This is a genomic window from Zemynaea arenosa (assembly GCF_004614185.1).
Taxonomy (GTDB): domain Bacteria; phylum Pseudomonadota; class Gammaproteobacteria; order Burkholderiales; family Burkholderiaceae_D; genus Telluria; species Telluria arenosa.
Map to the genome: position 1 here is coordinate 16,065 of NZ_SPVF01000157.1, position 14,682 is coordinate 30,746.

A 14,682-nucleotide genomic window follows, 5' to 3' on the forward strand; every position below is an offset into this window, starting at 1 on the left:
CTGCCTAGTAGGTCGTTTGCCCGGCCTGCAGGGCATCCACCAGGCCATTCTTGAGGCGCACCTTGAAGATGCGCAGCCGCGCGCGATCGCGCTGCTCCTGCACCTTTTCTTCGGACACCCAGGTCATCTCACGCGGCGAAGCACCCGACGGCGTGCCGAGCGCCTTGCGCAGCGCATCGGAGGACATGCCCGCTGATGCGCCGTTATGGAATTTCAGCGGCTGCAGCGCCTCCGGCAGCAGCGGACACTGTTCGCTCGGGTCGATCGGCCCGACCTGCACCTGGGTGATGGCGCGAGTGGAGGCGCCCTCCCCGTTTGCGATCAGCCACACGGCCCGCACCCGGTCCGGCAACACATAGCACAGCCAGGAACGGGTGATGGTCGCATCAGCCTGGTGCCGCAGCACCCCGATGCCCGCCTGCGCGCGCACGGCGGCCAGCGTGGTCTCTTCGTACGCGATATGGACCGTCCCCATCGTCACACCGTTGTCCCCCAGCCGCGGACGCGCGCGCGGATCCGGGTCCGGCATCACGGGCGCGGCCAGGGCGGCCGCACTGGCCGCGAGACAGATGATCGAAACGATCGCTTTCATATCACTCCTTGGTATGCATGCTGACGCGCCAGCAGACAAAACTCAGTCCGACGCACGCCGCCAGCCCGGCGGCCAGTTTCAGCGCACTGTCGAACAGCAGCGGCGCCACGAGGCCGGACACCAGCGCGAACGACATCATCTGGATGAACGACTGCATGGACGCGGCCAGTCCCCGGTTGTCCGGGAACAGCGAGAGCGCCTGCTGCTGGATTGCCGGCATCGCCATCGCGAGACCGAAGGTGTACACCCCCAGCGGCAGGACGGCCCACGGGACCTCCGCCACAAACAGCGCATTGTAGCCGACGCCGGCCATCGAACCCACGATCATGATGGCGAAGCCAATGCCGATCATCCGCACCGGGGACATGTGCGCCGCGCGCTTGCCCGCCACCGCCGACCCGCCGACCATGCCGCCAATGAGAGGAATGAACATCCAGGCGAACGCCGTCTCCGGTTTGTGCAGGATGTCCATCACGAAGTGTGCGGCCGAGCCGATATACAAAGCCACGCCGCCGAAGGCCACGCCCAAGGTCAGCGCCAGGAACACGAAGCGGGGCTTGCTCAGTACCTTGAGGTAGTTGCGGGCAATGACCCCGGGATGGAACGGCTGGCGCTTCTCGCACGGGAGACTCTCGGGCAGCGACTTGAGGCACAGGAGGATCATGGTCAGGCCGAACGCGCACAGGAACCAGAAGGTGGCGCGCCAGCCGAAGGTCACGTGGAGGTAGCCGCCGATCACCGGCGCAACGGCAGGGGCGACGCCGAACACCATCATGATATGCGCCATCATCTTCTGCGCCTGCGCGCCAGAGAAGCGGTCCTGCACCACCGCCGCGCCGATCACCGACCCGGCACCGGCGGCAAGGCCCTGCAGCACGCGGCAGGCCAGCAGCCAGCCGAAACTCGGCGAATAGGCGGCGCCCATCGAGGCCAGCGTGTACACGGTGAGTGCCGTCAGCAGCACCGGGCGGCGGCCGAAGGAGTCGGACAGGGTGCCGTAGAACAGCATCATGAAGGCGAACGCAAACAGGAACAGCGACAGCGTCTGCTGGACCGCGATGGCGCTGACCTCGAATTCGCGGCCGATCGTGGGGATGGAAGGGAGATAGGTGTCGATCGCCAGCGCGCCGACCATACCGAGGCACGCGAGGATGACTGTCAACAAACGATGCATGGGAGCTTTCTACGGGACTGCGGCACCCGCGAACCGGGCGATTCGGAGCAGGCAAACCGAAATTCTACCTTGCGCGCTGCGTTCGCGTTGGCCGCCTGTCCGTTCCTGCTGGCTTGCAGACGCCGATCAGGCCGCGCTTCGGGAGCGGTCTGTGGGCTCAGTTCCGCGCTGCCGCTCCAGTGCCTCCAGCAGCGCGGGCACGTAGGTGCGGCTGGCGCGCAGCGGCGTGCCGTCCCGCAGGCGCAGGAGCGCGTCGCGGTTGCCCAGGCTGCGCAGCTCCGCCACCTGGTCCAGCCGCACGATGGCCGACCGGTGCACGCGCATGAAGAGTGCGGGGTCCAGCGACCCGGCCAGCTTGTGCAGCGACGTGCGCAGCAGGTATTCATGCGCCCCCACGTGCAGGGTCGCGTAGTCGCCGCTGGCGTCGATCCAGCTCACCTCTGCCGCATTCACGAACAGCAGGCGGCTGCCATACTTGACGGTGAAGCGGCTCAGGTACTCGGCCGGCGCCATCTCACTGGCGCTGCGCTCGCGGAAGGTCCACGCCTGCCGCACCCGCGCCAGAGTTTCGTTGAAGCGTTCATCCTCCACGGGCTTGAGCAGATAGTCCACGACATTGAGGGCGAAGGCCTGCACCGCAAACTGCTCGTAGGCGGTGAGCAGCACCGCCAGCGGACGCTCCTCTGGCGGCAGCGCCGCCAGCACCTCCAGCCCGTTCAGCCCTGGCATCTCCACATCGAGGAAGACCAGGTCCGCACCCTGCTCGCGCAAGCCGGCCAGCGCGGCCGGTCCGTCCGCATATTCCGCAATCACTTCGATGTCCGCGCACCCCCGCAGGCGCGCCAGCACGCCGCTGCGGGCCAGCGGTTCATCGTCGACGATGACGGCCCGGATCATGCGGCGCGCGCCCAGGTCGTGCTGGCCGATTCTCCTACGCGCAGCGGCAGCTCGACCAGTACCTCGAATTGTCCGCCGCTGCCTGCGGCCTGCGTGTGAAAGCGGTGCTCGCCGCCATACAGCCGTTCCAGCCGCTCGGCCACGTTCCGCATGCCGACGCGCAGCGAGCTGCCGGCGTCCACCACCGCCCCTTCGGGCACGTCGTTGCGCAGCCGGACGTGCAACCGGTCGGCGCGAGCCTCAATGCCCAGCGTGACCGCTCCCGCTTCGGTGCGCGGTGCGATCCCATGGCGGACGGCGTTTTCCACCAGCGGTTGCAGCAGCAGGCAAGGCACCTGGGCATCGAGGATGCCCGGACCGATGTCGAGCGTCACGTGCAGCCGCTCGCCTAGGCGGGCCTTTTCGATTTCGAGATAGCTTTCGGTGAGCGCCAGTTCATCGGCGAGCGAATGTTCGTGTGCCTGGCCGATCGCCAGCGTGGCACGCAGCAGGTCTGCCAGTTGCGCGATCATGCGGTTGGCATCGCGTTGGCGGCCGGTCGCGACCAGCGAGGACAAGGCGTTGAGCGTATTGAAAAGGAAGTGCGGCTGCAGCTGGTAGCGCAAGGCGCGCAGCTCCGCGTCCCGCAGCAGCAGCGCGGCTTCGGCGGCGCGCGCCTGCTCCTGCGCCAGCGCCGCGTTATAGGCCACCACCGCATGGGTCGCACAGAATGCGATCAGCGGCAGCCAGCAGCTATCGAGGCCGACGAAGATCATGTCCCATTTGTACGCGGCGTTCAAGCCGAGATAAATGGCGAGCGTCTGGCCGATCACGCTGTTCACCAGCGACATCGCATACGTGGCCGCCAGCAGCACGAGCGCGGCGCCCCACCACGGCAAGCGGCGGCGCCACAGGGCGCGTTGCAGCCACGCGGTCGGCGCGATCCAGGCGAGGTAGGTGGCCAGGTACAGCGCGCGGAACACCGGCCGGTTATGGAGCACGTCCGGCACGCCCATGATGGCGATGCACACCGAGATCGCGAGCGCCGCCAGCAGCGGACGGCGGAAAGGCAGCGCCGCCAGGCGCGCGGGGTCGAAGGTACGTCCGGTCGTCATCCGTTCATTTTAGCGGGGCGGCCGATGGAATACACCATGGAGCTGATCTTCCAGCCGTTTTCCGTGCGCACCAGGTGCCAGGACTCGCTGCCATCGTTGGTCACCTTGCCGTCCATGAGGAAGTCGAAGTTGAAGTAGACCGTGCCGACGGCGCCGTTGCTGTGGATGCGGACATCGTAGAAGCGCTCCTCCACCGGGACTTTGCTGTTGCCGACGAATTCCGCGAACCTCCTGTAGTTGTCCGGCCGGACCCACGGAAGGCCGGGTTTGAGCCTGGCGGGTTCGCCGGCGACCATCAGCCAGCTGTTGTCCGAGGCGAGAAACATCGATTCCAGCGCGGCGCGGTCCTTGGCGATGATCGCGGATTGGAAGGCGCGCACGATCTGTCCAATCTGGGCCACGGCCGCTTCGTCATCGGGAATGGGCGCGGCCTGCGTGAGAGGTGCGGTGGCACAGGCAGCGATCAGCAGGCAGGCGGCCTGCAGCTTTTTCATGGTGTCTCCGGGTGGTTCTGGAGGCGCCAATGTAATGCGGGAGCTGGCGGATCGACGAGCGGTTTGCGGTGAAGCGGTGGATCGGCGCGGTGAAACGCCGCGCCCGTGGACTTAGCGGAGGCGCATGCCGAAACGATCGGTGCGCGGCATCCAGTTGCCGTTGATGTCGGCGGAGACCAGGACCCGCTCGGCGCGCCCGATCAGCAGTTCACGCGGCACCAGGCCGATGTAGCGCGAGTCGTGGCTGTTGTCGCGGTTATCGCCCAGCATGAGGTAGCGGTCCTTGGGAACGACGATCGGGCCAAAGGTGCGCAGGGCAACCACGTTGGGCAGCACCTGGATGTCATGCTTGGCGCCGTTCAGGGTTTCGGTCACGCGCAGCGCGCGCATGGCCGTACCGTCCAGCGTTTCGTACTGCTCCCCGAGGGCTACGTAGTCGGCCGGCTGGCCGTTGATGACCAGCTTCTCGTTGCGCATCTCGACCACGTCGCCCGGCACCGCGATCAGGCGCTTGATCAGGCGCGTGCCATCGGCCGGGGACGAGAACGTGACCACGTCGCCGCGACGCGGCTCGCCCAGATGCTTGACCACCACGTCGGTCAGCGGGACCTTGAGGTCGAAGGCCAGGCGATTGACGAAGACGACATCGCCCTCCAGCAGATTGGGGTGCATGGAAGCCGACGGAATCGGATTCCAGTCCGCCACGGCGGTACGAAAAATCCCGAACAGCATCAGGAACGCCACAAACCCCTTGTTCGCGCGCAGCCAGTTCTTCATGCCGGTTCCCCTTTGGTCGTTTATTCAATACTCGAATAGTCAGTTTATAGCGCCATCTGCTTTAACCTGCCTTAAACCGGCGCGCGCTGGCGGCGCCCAACTAGCTCCGGCCAGGCCGCACGTCGTGTTTGAGGGCTTTCAAGGCGATGCGCTCGACGAGGCCGGGAGCGAGCAGCTTGAGGAAGCGGCCAAATTTGCCCTTGGCGGTCATGACGACCTCGCGCTGGTGCCGCTCCATGCCGGTGATGATCAGGCGCGCGCACGTCTCGACCGTCATTGCGCCCTCTTCCTTCAAGCCACTCACGCCCGCCTCTTCGCCGCGCGCGTTGTAGCCACGGTAGCGGATACGGGTGTCGACCACGCCTGGATACGCCGCGGTCACGCTCACGCCATGCGGTTTCAGCTCCGCGCGCAGGCTCTCAAAGAAGCCGCTCATGGCGAACTTGGACGCGCTGTAGGCAGTCCGTCCCGGCACGCCGACCAGCCCAGCCAGCGAGGACACAGCCACGATCGAACCACGCGCAGCCTTCAGGTACGGCAGTGCGGCGTGCGTGCACCAGACGCTGCCCCACAGGTTCACCCGCATCAGGTCCTCGTACCAACCCAGGTCCTGCACGTCCTCGAACAGCGCGTGCGCGGATCGCCCCGCGTTGTTGACGAGGACATCGATGCCGCTGAACGCCGCCACCGCCTGCTGCATCAGCCGCTGGCAGTCCTCCTGCCGCGCCACGTCGGTCCGTACCACCAGCGTGCGTGCGCCCAGCGCCTCGCATTCCCCCGCCACTGCCCGCAGGCGGTCTTCGTCGCGCGCCGCCAGCACCAGCGCCACGCCGCCCTGGTGCGCGGCCGCCAGCTGGCGCGCGATCTCGGCGCCGATGCCGTCCGAGGCGCCGGTGATGACGATCGTACGCGTCACCTTTGCGCCTTGACGATCTGCAGCGCGCTCGCAATCAAACCGCTCATCTCGCCCAGGTTGGCGGGCACGATGATCGAGTTGTTGGTCTTGGCGAGATTGGCGAACGCCCCCACATACTCCTCCGCCACGCGCAGGTTGACGGCATCGTGCCCGCCCGGCTGCACGATCGCCTCGCCCACCTGACGCACTGCTTCCGCATTGGCCTGCGCGAGCAGCACCGTGGCCCGCGCCTGGCCCTCGGCGCGGTTGATGGCAGCCTGCATGTCGCCTTCGGAGCGCGCAATCGCCGACATCTTCTCGCCGGTCGCAATGTTGATCTGCTCCTGCTTGCGCCCTTCGGAGGCCGCGATCACCGCGCGCTTCTGGCGCTCGGCCGTGATCTGCGCCTGCATCGCATGCAGGATCTCGGCGGGCGGCGTCAGGTCCTTGATCTCGTAACGCAGCACCTTGACGCCCCAGTTGGCGGCCGATTCGTCGATCGCATTCACCACCGTGGTGTTGATGTGGTCCCGTTCCTCGAAGGTCTTGTCCAGCTCCATGCGGCCGATGATGGAACGCAGCGTGGTCTGCGCGAGCTGGGTGATGGCCACGATGTAGTTGGAGGAACCGTAGGACGCGCGCATCGCATCCGTAATCTGGAAGTACAGGATGCCGTCCACCTGCAGCTGCGTGTTGTCCTTGGTGATGCAGACCTGCGGCGGCACATCCAGCGGGATCTCCTTGAGCGAGTGCTTGTACGCGATGCGGTCCACGAACGGCACCACGATGTTCAGGCCCGGCGCCAGCGTGGCGTGGTACTTGCCAAGCCGCTCCACCACCCACGCATGCTGTTGCGGCACCACCTGGATGGTCTTGATGACGAAGACCGCGGCCAGCAGCAGGATCACCAGTGCGACGGTTCCGAATCCGAATTCCATGTTGTCTCCTTTTGTTATCCCTGGGTGTGGTCGTTATTGGTTCGAGAGTATCAGCCGGCTGCCCAGCACCTGCATGATGCGGTAGGCGCCGGGCCGGGCTTCCGCGCCCGGTGCGAGTTCGGCGTCCCACTGCGCGCCGCGGTACAGCACCCGGGCGCGCGTGCCGTTCCAGGTGTCGACGTTGACCTGCTGCCCGATGTCGAGATTGACGTCAGGGTTGACGCTGGCGTCGATGCGCGTGGCCGTGCCGCGCTTGCGACGCAGGAGTTCCGTCGCCACCGCGGCCACCACGGCCGCGATCAGGGCCTGCACCACCGTCGACAGCCCGCCCAGTGCCGCCAGCGCGCCCGCCGCCAGCCCCACCGCAAGCATCAACAGATAGAACGTCCCCGTGAACAGTTCCAGCACCACCGCGACCAGCGCGATGACCGACCAAGTGATCCAATCCGCCATGGCTGCCTCCCTTCAGAAAAAAGCCCCCGCGGGCCGATGGCCGTCGGGGGCTGCGATACCGTGCAAAACCGGGCCGTCAAAGAGCGCCGAGCTTCTGCCAGGTTTCGATCACCGAGTCCGGGTTGAGCGACATGGACTCGATCCCCTGCTCCATCAGCCACTGTGCGAAGTCCGGATTATCGGACGGCCCCTGGCCGCAGATGCCGATGTACTTCCCGCGCTCGCGGCAGGCCTTGATGGCCATCGAGAGCAGCGCCTTGACCGCCGGATCGCGCTCGTCGAAGTCCTGCGCCAGCAGCGCCATGCCGGAATCCCGGTCCAGGCCCAGGGTCAGCTGTGTCAGGTCGTTGGACCCGATCGAGAAGCCGTCGAAGAACTCCAGATAGTCGTTGGCCAGCAGCGCATTGGATGGGATCTCGCACATCATGATCAGGCGCAGGCCGTTCTCGCCGCGCTTGAGTCCATTCTTCGCCAGCAGGTTGACCACCTTCTCGGCCTGCCCCAGCGTGCGTACGAACGGCACCATGATCTCGACGTTGGTCAGCCCCATCTCGTTGCGCACCCGCTTCATGGCCGCGCATTCCATCTCGAACGCGCCCGCGAAGTCCTCCGACAGGTAACGCGCAGCGCCGCGGAAGCCCAGCATCGGGTTCTCTTCGTCCGGCTCGTAGCGCGAGCCGCCGATCAGCTTCTTGTACTCGTTGGACTTGAAGTCGGACAGGCGCACGATCACAGGCTTGGGCCAGAACGCGGCGGCGATGGTCGCCACGCCCTCAGCCAGCTTGTCGACATAGAACTGGCGCGGCGAGGCATGTCCGCGCGCGACCGATTCCACGGCCTTCTTCAGGTCCTGGTCGATATTCGGGTACTCGAGGATGGCTTTCGGGTGCACGCCGATGTTGTTGTTGATGATGAACTCCAGCCGCGCCAGGCCCACGCCGGCGTTGGGAATGGACTGGAAGTCGAAGGCCAGCTGCGGGTTCCCGACGTTCATCATGATCTTGGTCGGGATCTGCGGCAGCTCGCCGCGCGAGACTTCGGAGATTTCGGTCTCCAGCAGGCCGTCGTAAATCTTGCCCTCGTCACCCTCGGCGCAGGACACGGTCACCAGGGTGCCGTCCTTCAGCACCTCGGTCGCGTCGCCGCAGCCCACCACCGCAGGGACGCCCAGTTCACGCGCGATGATCGCCGCGTGGCAGGTGCGGCCACCGCGGTTGGTGACGATGGCGGACGCCCGCTTCATCACCGGCTCCCAGTTCGGGTCCGTCATGTCCGCGACCAGCACATCGCCCGGCTGCACCCGTTCCATCTCGGACGGATCATGAATCACGCGCACCGGACCGGCGCCGATCTTCTGCCCGATCGCGCGGCCCGACACCAGCACGGTGCCCGAGCCTTTTAGCTTGAAGCGCTGCTGCGCGTCATGCTGGTTGACCTGCGACTTCACGGTCTCCGGGCGCGCCTGCAGGATATACAGCTTGCCGTCGCGGCCATCCTTGCCCCACTCGATGTCCATCGGGCGGCCGTAGTGGCGCTCGATGATCACGGCGTACCTGGCCAGCTCCACGACTTCCGGGTCGGTCAGCGAATAGCGGTTGCGCATCTCGACCGGCACGTCCACGGTGCGCACCGAGCGGCCCGCCTTGGCCTCCTGGGTGAACTCCATCTTGATCAGCTTCGAGCCGATATTGCGGCGGATGACCGGGGACTTGCCCTGTTCGAGCATCGGCTTGTGGACATAGAACTCGTCCGGATTCACGGCGCCCTGAACCACGGTCTCGCCCAGGCCATAGCTGGAGGTGATGAAGACCACGTCCTTGAAACCTGATTCGGTGTCGATGGTGAACATCACGCCCGAGGCGCCCAGGTCCGAGCGCACCATCTGCTGCACGCCGGCGGACAGCGCCACCTCGGCATGGGTGAAGCCCTTGTGCACGCGGTAGGAGATCGCGCGGTCGTTGTAGAGCGAGGCGAAGACGTGCTTCATCGCTTCCAGCACGTGGTCGATGCCCACCACGTTGAGGAAGGTCTCCTGCTGGCCCGCGAACGATGCATCCGGCAGGTCTTCGGCCGTGGCCGACGAGCGCACAGCAAACGACATCTCGGTGCCGGAGCGGGCCACCAGCTTGTCGTAGAACGCGCGAATCTCCTGCTCCAGGCGCGGCTGGAACGGGGTCTCGACGATCCATTGGCGGATCTCGGCGCCGGCCGCGGCCAGGGCCCGCACGTCATCGACGTTCAGGCCCTCCAGGCGCTCGGCGATACGCTGGGCCAGCGGCTTGCCGCCGCTCTGGGCGTGCGAGAGGAAGTCGCGGAACGCGGCCGCGGTGGTGGCAAAGCCGCCGGGCACGCGCACGCCCGCGTGGGCGAGCTGGGAGATCATCTCCCCGAGGGACGCGTTCTTGCCGCCGACGGATTCGACATCCGTCATGCGCAGGTCTTCGAAGGAGGCGACGTACACCGCTTCCTTTTCCTCCCTTACTGCATTGGTCATGCTGGTCATGAAAACACCTTTACTTTGATGATGGAAACCTGGCAGGTGGGCGGTGACGGGCGTCTTCTTGTTATTTGGAGGGCCGTACCGCACAATGAACCTATTGCTAAGCATTCTATCAGGCAGGCAGGAAGTTATGACCACAGAAGCACGCCCCCCCTTTCCCACCTCGGCCCGGACCGTGTTTTTCGTCTCGGACGGCACCGGCATCACGGCCGAGACCTTCGGCCATGCGGTGCTGACCCAGTTCGAGATGCGGTTCCGGCAGATCCGCCTGCCCTTCATCGACGACGACGCCAAGGCCTTCGAGGCGGTCCGCCGGATCAACGACGTGTTTCGCCAGGACGGGCAGCGCCCGATCGTGTTCTCGACCCTGGTGAAGCCGCACCTGTCGAACCTTATCCGCCAGGCCAACGGCCTGCACATGGACCTGATCCAGACCTTCGTGGCCCCGCTGGAGCAGGAGCTGGGTGTCAAGTCGACCCACACCATCGGGCGCTCACACAACATCGTGGATTCGGAGGAGTACAAGAACCGGATCGAGGCGATCAACTTCTCGCTGGCGCATGACGACGGGCAGTCGCACAAGAACCTGGCGGCGGCCGATGTGATCCTGGTGGGGGTGTCGCGCTCGGGCAAGACGCCGACCAGCCTTTATCTGGCGATGCAGTACGGGATCAAGGCGGCCAACTATCCGCTGATTCCCGACGATTTCGAGCGCGGCAAGCTGCCGTCGGCCCTGCCGGAGTTCAGGCAGAAGATCTTCGGGCTGACCATCACGCCCGAGCGTCTCTCGGAGATCCGTAACGAGCGGCGCGCGGGGAGTAAATACGCGTCGATCGAGAACTGCCGCTACGAGATCAACGAGGCCGAGACGATGATGCGGCGCGAAGGCATCCGCTGGCTGTCCTCGACCACCAAATCGATCGAGGAGATCGCGACCACGATCCTGCAGGAGATCAAGCCGGACCGGCGCGAGTACTGAAGGATTTGCAAGAAAAAGGGCCGCTCGCAGCGGCCCTCGTGTTTTGGGGGATCAGAAGAAGATCCGCCAGTCGTCCAGCCATTTCGGGAACGCCGCGATGTCCATCGGCGGCGCGATGTGGTAGCCCTGGGCGTACGTACAGCCGAGACCCTGCAGGAAGTCCCAGTCCTCCTTGGTTTCCACGCCCACCGCCACGGACATGCGGTCCAGGCTCCGGGCCAGGCCGAGACAGGTGGACAGCACGGTGGACAGGGGCCGCTTCTTGGAGGCGCCGTCCACGAAGCTGCGGTCGATCTTCAGTTCCGAGAACGGGATGCGGGCCAGCAGCTGCAGGTTGGAGCGGCCGGTCCCGTAATCGTCGATGGCCAGCCCGTAGCCGAGCAGGCGCAGGCGCACCAGGCGTTCCAGGAAGCTCGGGTCGGTGGTCAGCACCGAGGACTCGGGCATCTCGAAGGTGATGTACTCCGGCAGCACGCGATAGCGGTCCACGCAGGCCTTCATCTGCTGCATGAAGGACGGGTGCGCGAGCGTCTGCGGCGCCAGGTTGATCGACACCGACATCGGAATGCCGCGGTCCATCAGCAGGCGGCAGCCCTGCACCGAGCGTTCGATCATGGTCCAGTCGAGGAAGTCGACCCGGTTGTTCTGTTCCAGCGCGTCGATGAAGGCGGCGGGACCGAGCACGCCGTGCTCCGGGTGGCGCCAGCGCGCGAAGGTCTCCAGGCCTTTCACCTGGCCGGTTTCCAGCTCGATCTTCGGCTGGAAGAACGGCTCGAACTGGCGCTGCTGCAGGCCGACACCGACTTCGGCGAAGGTAAAGGTCGGGCCGCCGGGCCGCGTCCCGCCATCCGCGGGCGGCGCGTACAGCTCCAGCAGCGGCTCCAGCTTGGGCGCGGCGACCGGTTTCATCACGGTGCCCAGCAGGTCCACGCCATAAGCCAGCGCCATGGTCTCGATGGAGAACATGATGGCCGAGGTCTGGTGCCCGGTGACGATCACGCGCGCCTTGCTCTTCTTGCTGCCCAGGGTGCGCAGCAGGTCCAGCCCGTCCATGCCCGGCAGGTCGAGGTCGATGATGGCGACGTCGATCGAGGGCGTGAAGCCGTCTTCGAAGCAGCGCAGCGCGGCCAGGCCGTCCGGCACCTCCGTGATGCGGGCGGCGCCCAAGTGCCCAAGGGTTTCGATCAGCGCGCTGCGCTGCGCGGTATCGCCTTCAGCCACCAGAAAGTGCAGATGCCCGATATCCATTCCAACTCCAAGTGTGTTGCTGTGCATTAATTTTGCATTACCGCTGATTTTGCCTCAAATGCTCGAAAAAGCACACTGCCGCGCAGGCGGCCACGTTCAGCGACTCCACCTGGCCCAGGTGGGGCACGGCGATGCGCTGGGTGGCGAGGTTGAGCAATTCATCCGACACACCCTGCCCTTCATGGCCCAGGATCCAGGCCACGGGCTGGTTCAGGTTGGTCGCATACAGGCTTTGCGAGGCGTAGCCGCTGGTGGCCAGCACCGGAATGCGGGCCGTTTGCACCAGCGCGGCCAGGTCCACATTCTCGAAGATATCGAGAACGAAGTGCGCACCCATCGCCGCGCGCAGCACCTTGGGTGACCAGCAGAAGGCCGTCCCCGGTCCACAGAACACCTGGGTGATGCCGGCGGCGGCCGCGCTGCGCAGGATGGAGCCGACGTTGCCCGGATCCTGAAGATTGTCGAGCAGAACGCAATGGACCGACAAGGCGGCCGGCAGCGCCGCCTGCGGAGTGGCGATGACGAACAGGATGCCGACCCCGTTTTCCACCTGGCTGATGGCGTTGTACAGCGCATCGGGCAGCATGGTGACGGGCGCCTGGCCGTCCTCGCAGCGCGCCAGCAAGGCCGCGACTTCCGGATGCGCGAGCGCGCTTTCGGCCACGATGCAGTGCTGCGGCAGCCCGCGCAGGTCCAGGTAGACCTCGCACAGGTGGACGCCATCGAGCAGCGTGCGGCCCGCCTTGCGGCGCGCCTGCGAGCTGGTGGCGAGGTGCTTGAATTCCTTGTAGGCCGGGTTCTCGCGCGAGGTAATGGTCTTCATCGGGCCCGGTCAGTCGAAGGCGCTGTCGAGCTGCAGCGGCTGGGTCGCCCCGGCCATGTCGAGGCCGAGCAGCTCGCGCACCGGCGCATACGAGCGGCGGTGCACCGGTGACGGGCCGTGCTCGCGCAGGCGCTCCAGGTGCAGCTCGGTGGCATAGCCCTTGTGCTGGTCGAAGCAGTACTGCGGGTACTTCTTGTGCAGCTTGACCAGCGCCGCGTCGCGCGCCGTCTTGGCCAGGATGGAGGCGGCCGAGATGGCGTGCACCTTGTCGTCGCCCTCCACGATGGCGATCGCGCGCACCCGCATGCGCGGGATGCGGTTGCCGTCGATGAGGGCCAGCGTGGGCACGGTCTGCAGCGCATGCACGGCGCGCTTCATGGCCAGCATGGAGGCGTGCAGGATGTTCAGGCGGTCGATCTCTTCGATCGAGCACTTGGCCACGGCCCAGGCCAGCGCATTGGCCTTGATCAGCGGCTCCAGTTCCATGCGCCGGGCTTCGGTCAGCTTCTTGGAGTCGCGCAGGCCGTCGATGGGACGCGAAGGGTCGAGGATGACGGCGGCCGCGAACACCGGGCCGGCGAGCGGACCACGGCCCGCTTCATCCACGCCGCAGACGATCTCGTCGCCGACGTTGTCCGGGTCAAAGTCGAAGAGTCCGGGTTGCTGCTTGCTGCTCATGATTCCTTGTTGCTCATGCCTGTTCAGGCCTTATTCGATGCGATGATGTTCATGACCGCGCGCGCGCTTTCCGTCGAACTGTCGCGCAGCAGGCTGTGATGCATGTCCGTGAAGCGCTCGCGCAGCTTGATCCGGTTGGCGTCATCCGTCAACTGGAACCAGGCCGCATCGGCCAGGGCCTGGGGCGTGGCGTGGTGCTGGATCAGCTCCGGCACCAGGAATTCGCGCGCCAGGATGTTCGGCAAACCAATCCATGGCAGGTAGCCCATGTGCCGCATGATCTGGTACGAGGCGCCGAGCACCTTGTAGGCGATGACCATCGGTTTCTTGTACAGCGCCACTTCCAGTGTCGCGGTGCCCGATGCGGCCAGCACGGCGTCGGCTGCGGCCATCGCCACATGCGACTGGCCGTCCAGCAGCTGCACCGGCACGTCGCCCAGGCCCTTCTCAGCCACGATCTGCGCGAACTGCTGCTGCTGGCGCGGGCCGGCCATCGGGATCACGAACTTGAGCTCCGGATCGCGCTTCATCAGCAGGCGCGCCGCCAGCAGGAACGGCTCCACGAGATATTTTAGTTCGCCGGATCGGCTGCCGGGAAGGATGGCGAGCACTTTGTCGCTGTCCTGGAGGCCCAGAGTGTGGCGCGCAGCCGACTGGTCGGGGTGCAGCGGTATCAGTTCGGCAAGCGGATGGCCGATGTAGGTCACCGGGACGCCCGCGTCGCGGTAGATCTGCTCTTCGAACGGGAACACCACCAGCATGTGCGAGACCGCGCGCTGGATTTTCTTGATGCGGCCACCGCGCCAGGCCCAGATCTGGGGGCTGATGAAGTGCACCGTCGGGATGTCCTGCGCCTTCAGCTGTTCTTCCAGCCCGAGATTGAAGCCGGGGTAGTCGGCGCCGACGAACACGCTGGGGCGGTCGGCCAGCAGCTGGTCGCGCAACGCCGACTGGATGCGCTTGAGCTCACGGTATTTGGGGATGATTTCGAAGAGGCCGCGCACGGTGAGGGTGTCGAGCGGCCAGTGCGACTCGAAGCCCTGCTCCATCATGCGCGGACCGCCAATGCCGTGGAAGCGCGCGCCCGGCAGCATGGGGCGCAGGCCCGCCAGCAAGCGGCCGGCCAGCATGTCGCCGGAG

The 14,682-nt window shown here is 66.0% G+C and carries 15 protein-coding genes; 1 reads left to right on the plus strand and 14 read right to left on the minus strand.

Features of this window, described 5'->3' with window-relative positions; translation table 11 throughout:
- Nucleotides 1-4 precede the first annotated feature (4 nt).
- From E4L96_RS12725 to ppsA, 10 genes are all read right to left on the minus strand, one after another.
- Nucleotides 5-592: a hypothetical protein gene (locus E4L96_RS12725; protein WP_135207600.1), complete on the minus strand. Its 588-nt coding sequence runs from the start codon at nt 590-592 to the stop codon at nt 5-7.
- 1 nt (nt 593) lies between these two features.
- Nucleotides 594-1,766 (minus strand): multidrug effflux MFS transporter, encoded by a 1,173-nt coding sequence (locus E4L96_RS12730; RefSeq protein WP_135207601.1) that lies wholly within the window; start codon nt 1,764-1,766, stop codon nt 594-596.
- Nucleotides 1,767-1,892: 126 nt separating this feature from the next.
- A complete protein-coding gene (locus E4L96_RS12735; RefSeq protein ID WP_135207602.1) occupies nt 1,893-2,663 on the minus strand; it encodes a LytR/AlgR family response regulator transcription factor in 771 nt (256 codons plus the stop codon).
- Nucleotides 2,660-3,757, minus strand: a complete 1,098-nt coding sequence (locus E4L96_RS12740; protein WP_135207603.1) for a sensor histidine kinase — start codon at nt 3,755-3,757, stop codon at nt 2,660-2,662. The genes E4L96_RS12735 and E4L96_RS12740 overlap by 4 nt, the downstream gene beginning before the upstream one ends.
- Entirely contained in the window at nt 3,754-4,251 is a 498-nt protein-coding gene (locus E4L96_RS12745) for a DUF4440 domain-containing protein (RefSeq protein WP_135207604.1), read from the minus strand. The genes E4L96_RS12740 and E4L96_RS12745 overlap by 4 nt, the downstream gene beginning before the upstream one ends.
- Before the next feature lie 111 nt (nt 4,252-4,362).
- Nucleotides 4,363-5,028 (minus strand): signal peptidase I, encoded by a 666-nt coding sequence (gene lepB, locus E4L96_RS12750; protein WP_135207605.1) that lies wholly within the window; start codon nt 5,026-5,028, stop codon nt 4,363-4,365.
- 100 nt (nt 5,029-5,128) lie between these two features.
- The gene (locus E4L96_RS12755) at nt 5,129-5,944 is read right to left on the minus strand and encodes an SDR family oxidoreductase (protein WP_135207606.1); all 816 of its coding nucleotides are present in this window, start codon (nt 5,942-5,944) and stop codon (nt 5,129-5,131) included.
- Entirely contained in the window at nt 5,941-6,861 is a 921-nt protein-coding gene (locus E4L96_RS12760; protein WP_135207607.1) for an SPFH domain-containing protein, read from the minus strand. Before E4L96_RS12760 ends, E4L96_RS12755 begins: the two co-directional genes overlap by 4 nt.
- 33 nt (nt 6,862-6,894) lie before the next feature.
- A complete protein-coding gene (locus tag E4L96_RS12765) occupies nt 6,895-7,314 on the minus strand; it encodes an NfeD family protein (protein WP_135207608.1) in 420 nt (139 codons plus the stop codon).
- 76 nt (nt 7,315-7,390) lie between these two features.
- Nucleotides 7,391-9,808, minus strand: a complete 2,418-nt coding sequence (gene ppsA, locus E4L96_RS12770; RefSeq protein ID WP_135207616.1) for a phosphoenolpyruvate synthase — start codon at nt 9,806-9,808, stop codon at nt 7,391-7,393.
- 136 nt (nt 9,809-9,944) lie between these two features.
- Between ppsA and ppsR the strand changes: the two genes are divergently transcribed.
- Entirely contained in the window at nt 9,945-10,793 is an 849-nt protein-coding gene (gene ppsR, locus E4L96_RS12775) for a posphoenolpyruvate synthetase regulatory kinase/phosphorylase PpsR (protein ID WP_135207609.1), read from the plus strand.
- Nucleotides 10,794-10,844: 51 nt separating this feature from the next.
- On the opposite strand, the gene E4L96_RS12780 is transcribed toward ppsR, so the two are convergent.
- The 4 genes from E4L96_RS12780 to lpxB form a co-directional block, all read right to left on the minus strand.
- A complete protein-coding gene (locus E4L96_RS12780; protein ID WP_135207610.1) occupies nt 10,845-12,041 on the minus strand; it encodes an EAL domain-containing response regulator in 1,197 nt (398 codons plus the stop codon).
- A gap of 37 nt (nt 12,042-12,078) precedes the next feature.
- The gene (locus E4L96_RS12785; RefSeq protein WP_135207611.1) at nt 12,079-12,864 is read right to left on the minus strand and encodes a TrmH family RNA methyltransferase; all 786 of its coding nucleotides are present in this window, start codon (nt 12,862-12,864) and stop codon (nt 12,079-12,081) included.
- A 9-nt stretch (nt 12,865-12,873) separates the two neighbouring features.
- The gene (gene rnhB, locus E4L96_RS12790; protein WP_135207612.1) at nt 12,874-13,542 is read right to left on the minus strand and encodes a ribonuclease HII; all 669 of its coding nucleotides are present in this window, start codon (nt 13,540-13,542) and stop codon (nt 12,874-12,876) included.
- A gap of 23 nt (nt 13,543-13,565) precedes the next feature.
- Nucleotides 13,566-14,682 (minus strand): lipid-A-disaccharide synthase (gene lpxB / locus E4L96_RS12795; protein ID WP_135207613.1); only part of this gene is annotated, 1,117 nt, incomplete at its 5' end.

Coding starts and splice junctions, on each gene's coding strand:
- E4L96_RS12725 (WP_135207600.1), bottom strand. CDS start 592: ATGAAAGCGATCGTTTCGATCATCTGTCTCGCGGCCAGTGCGGCCGCC.
- E4L96_RS12730 (WP_135207601.1), bottom strand. CDS start 1,766: ATGCATCGTTTGTTGACAGTCATCCTCGCGTGCCTCGGTATGGTCGGC.
- E4L96_RS12735 (WP_135207602.1), bottom strand. CDS start 2,663: ATGATCCGGGCCGTCATCGTCGACGATGAACCGCTGGCCCGCAGCGGC.
- E4L96_RS12740 (WP_135207603.1), bottom strand. CDS start 3,757: ATGACGACCGGACGTACCTTCGACCCCGCGCGCCTGGCGGCGCTGCCT.
- E4L96_RS12745 (WP_135207604.1), bottom strand. CDS start 4,251: ATGAAAAAGCTGCAGGCCGCCTGCCTGCTGATCGCTGCCTGTGCCACC.
- lepB (WP_135207605.1), bottom strand. CDS start 5,028: ATGAAGAACTGGCTGCGCGCGAACAAGGGGTTTGTGGCGTTCCTGATG.
- E4L96_RS12760 (WP_135207607.1), bottom strand. CDS start 6,861: ATGGAATTCGGATTCGGAACCGTCGCACTGGTGATCCTGCTGCTGGCC.
- E4L96_RS12765 (WP_135207608.1), bottom strand. CDS start 7,314: ATGGCGGATTGGATCACTTGGTCGGTCATCGCGCTGGTCGCGGTGGTG.
- ppsA (WP_135207616.1), bottom strand. CDS start 9,808: ATGACCAATGCAGTAAGGGAGGAAAAGGAAGCGGTGTACGTCGCCTCC.
- ppsR (WP_135207609.1), top strand. CDS start 9,945: ATGACCACAGAAGCACGCCCCCCCTTTCCCACCTCGGCCCGGACCGTG.
- E4L96_RS12780 (WP_135207610.1), bottom strand. CDS start 12,041: ATGGATATCGGGCATCTGCACTTTCTGGTGGCTGAAGGCGATACCGCG.
- E4L96_RS12785 (WP_135207611.1), bottom strand. CDS start 12,864: ATGAAGACCATTACCTCGCGCGAGAACCCGGCCTACAAGGAATTCAAG.
- rnhB (WP_135207612.1), bottom strand. CDS start 13,542: ATGAGCAGCAAGCAGCAACCCGGACTCTTCGACTTTGACCCGGACAAC.